3 protein-coding genes are annotated in these 3,287 nt (G+C 68.0%); all 3 read right to left on the reverse strand.

From position 1 onward, the window contains the following. Nucleotides 1-51 precede the first annotated feature (51 nt). From ACWIF2_RS40325 to ACWIF2_RS40335, 3 genes are read right to left on the reverse strand one after another with little or no spacing between them, the layout of a single operon-like run. Nucleotides 52-1,170 (reverse strand): ABC transporter ATP-binding protein, encoded by a 1,119-nt coding sequence (locus ACWIF2_RS40325; RefSeq protein WP_454366643.1) that lies wholly within the window; start codon nt 1,168-1,170, stop codon nt 52-54. 14 nt (nt 1,171-1,184) lie between these two features. Further along, nucleotides 1,185-2,267: an ABC transporter ATP-binding protein gene (locus ACWIF2_RS40330; RefSeq protein ID WP_454366645.1), complete on the reverse strand. Its 1,083-nt coding sequence runs from the start codon at nt 2,265-2,267 to the stop codon at nt 1,185-1,187. Next, a complete protein-coding gene (locus ACWIF2_RS40335) occupies nt 2,264-3,274 on the reverse strand; it encodes an ABC transporter permease (protein WP_454366647.1) in 1,011 nt (336 codons plus the stop codon). The genes ACWIF2_RS40330 and ACWIF2_RS40335 overlap by 4 nt, the downstream gene beginning before the upstream one ends. Between the last annotated feature and the right edge of the window lie 13 nt (nt 3,275-3,287).

The raw sequence follows: 3,287 nt of genomic DNA on the forward strand, positions 1-3,287 counted from the left end.
CCCATGGCCGAGCCCCCGCCCCCGGGTGAGGGGGCGGGGGCTCGGGTGGAATCACTTCTCGACGGAGGGCGTGCTGTTCTCCGTGGCGGCTTCGTGAGCCGAGGACAGCAGCTTGGTGTCCTGCGGCTGCTGGTCCTCGAAGTTCTCCGGGTGGTGGCAGGCGACGCGCTGCCCGGCCCGCAGCTCCACCAGCGGCGGCTCGGTCGTCTTGCACATCTCGGTCGCCTTCCAGCACCGGGTGTGGAAGCGGCAGCCGCTCGGCGGGGCGATCGGCGAGGGCACGTCGCCCCTCAGCAGGATGCGCTCGCTCTTGGCGCCCCGGCGCTTGGGATCCGGTACCGGCACGGCCGACAGCAGGGCCTTGGAGTAGGGGTGCATCGGCGACTTGTACAGCTGGTCGCGCTCGGCCAGCTCGACGATCTTGCCGAGATACATCACCGCGATCCGGTCCGAGACGTGCCGGACGACCGACAGGTCGTGCGCGATGATCACATACGTCAGGCCCAGTTCCTGCTGGAGGTCGTCCAGCAGGTTCACCACCTGCGCCTGGATCGACACGTCCAGCGCGGAGACCGGCTCGTCCGCCACGACCAGCTTGGGGTTGAGCGCGAGCGCGCGGGCGATGCCGATGCGCTGGCGCTGGCCGCCGGAGAACTCGTGCGGATAGCGGTTGTAGTGCTCGGGGTTGAGACCGACCACCGACAGCAGCCGCTGGACCTCCTTCTTCACCCCGCCCTCGGGCTCGACGCCCTGGAGCTTGAAGGGGGCGCCGACGATCGTGCCGATCGTGTGCCGGGGGTTCAGCGAGGAGTACGGGTCCTGGAAGATCATCTGCACATCACGGCGCATCGGGCGCAGATCGCTCGTGCCGAGGTGCGTGATGTCCTTGCCCTCGAACTCGACCTTGCCGTCGGTCGGTTCGAGCAGCCGGGTGATCAGCCGGCCCATGGTGGACTTGCCGCAGCCCGACTCGCCCACGACACCGAGCGTCTCGCCCCTGCGGACCTCGAAGTCGATGCCGTCGACGGCGCGCACCGCGCCGGTCTGCCGCTGGAGCAGGCCCTTGCGGATCGGGAAGTGCTTCTGCAGGCCGGTCACCTTCAGCAGGACCTCGCCGTCGGCGGCGGAGTCCTTGGTGAGGGTGGCCCCGCTGGTGTCCGGTTTGCTCACCGGTTTCTCGTCGCTCACAGCTTCGGCGCAATCTCTTCGGTCCAGATACGCTCCCGCTGCTCCTGGGTCATGTGGCAGGCGGCCCAGTGCGAGCCGCCGACCTCGGTCAGCTCGGGGCGGACCGTGCGGGTGACGTTGTCCTTCGGGATGTCCGCGTACGGGCAGCGCGGGTTGAAGGCGCAGCCGGACGGGAGGTTGATGAGGGAGGGCGGCGCGCCCTTGATCGGGATGAGCCGGTCGGTCTCCTCCCGGTCCATGCGCGGCATCGAGCCGAGCAGGCCCCAGGTGTAGGGGTGCCGGGGCTCGGAGAACACGTCCTCGGCGGGACCGCGCTCCACGCACCGGCCGCCGTACATGACCAGCAGGTCATCGGCCATCTCGGCGACCACCCCTAGGTCGTGGGTGATCATGATGACCGCGGAGCCGAACTCCTTCTGCAGGTCATGGATCAGATCGAGGATCTGCGCCTGCACGGTGACGTCCAGGGCGGTGGTCGGCTCGTCGGCGATGAGCAGCTCGGGGTTGTTCACCAGCGCCATGGCGATCATCGCGCGCTGGCGCATACCGCCGGAGAACTCGTGCGGGTAGCCGTCCACGCGCTTGGCGGGCTCGGGGATGCCCACCCGGTCGAGCATCTCGATCGCCCGCTGCCTGGCGACCTTCTTGTTGACGTCGTGGTGGACCCGGTACGCCTCGACGATCTGCTGCCCCACCGTGTAGTAGGGGTGCATCGCCGACAGCGGGTCCTGGAAGATCATGGCCATCTTCCGGCCGCGCAGCCGCCGCACCTCGTCGGGGTCGGCCGCGATCAGCTCCTGGCCGTCCAGCCACACCTCGCCGGAGACCTTGGCACGCGCCGAGCGGTGCAGACCCATCACGCCGAGCGAGGTGACGGACTTGCCGGAGCCGGACTCGCCCACGATGCCCAGGGTCTTGCCCTTGCGCACGTCGAAGCTGACACCGTCCACCGACTTGACCAGACCGTCGTCCGTGTCGAAGTGGATGCGCAGATCCCGTACGGACAGGAACACGTCGTCCGCGGTGGACGGGGCGACGGAGTCCGGTTCGCCGAGCGCGGCTTTGTCGAGCTTGCTCACGAGTACCTCACCCGGGGGTCGATGGCGGCGTACACCAGGTCGACGATCAGATTGCAGAAGACGATGAAGAACGCGGCGACCAGGGTCACGCCCATCACGATGGGCAGGTCGTTGTCCTTGATGGCCTGGACCGAGTAGGCACCGATGCCCTGCAGGGAGAACACGGTCTCGGTGAGCACCGCGGTGCCGACGAGGGTGCCGAAGTCCATGCCGAAGATGGTGACGATCGGGGTGAGCGCGGAGCGCAGGCCGTGCTTGGCCACGACCGTCGTCTCCTTCAGGCCCTTGGCCCTGGCCGTCCGGATGTAGTCCTCGCTCATCGTCTCCAGCATGCCCGCCCGGGTGAGCCTGGCGTAGAGCGCGGAGAAGAGGAAGGCGAGGCTGACCCAGGGAAGCACCATGTGCCAGGCCCATTCGGCCGGGTTCTCGGTGAACGGGACGTAGTCGATGCTCTCCCAGATGGGGATCTCGTAGACGAAGAGCGCGAGCAGGATCTGGCCGGTGAAGAAGATCGGGAGCGAGACGCCGGCGAGCGCGATGAACATCGAGATGCGGTCGATCGGCTTGCCCTTGCGCAGGGCCGAGATCACGCCGGTGGTCACACCGGAGACCAGCCAGATCACCGCCGCGCCGACGGCCAGCGAGAAGGAGACCGGGATCCGCTGCTCCAACTGGGGCCACACCTCGATGTGGCTCTTGAAGGAGTAGCCGAAGCAGGGTGCGCCGCAGTGCGTCGCGTCGGGACCGAACTTGTAGTCGGCGCCGATGACGAGGCCCTTGATGAAGTCCCAGTACTGGACGTAGACCGGCTGGTCCAGGCCGAGGTTCTGCTTGATCGCGGCGACGGACTCGGGGTTCGCGTCCTTGCCGACGTACTGGGTGGCCAACTGGTCGGCCGTCTGGCCCCCGAGGCGGGGCACCAGGAAGAAGATGGCGAAAGTGACTGCGCTGACCACCAGCAGCAACAGCACCGCGCCCATGACGCGTCGGAGGATGTACGCAGCCACAGCTGTACGGCCC

It is taken from the genome of Streptomyces sp. NPDC055506 (genome assembly GCF_053643595.1).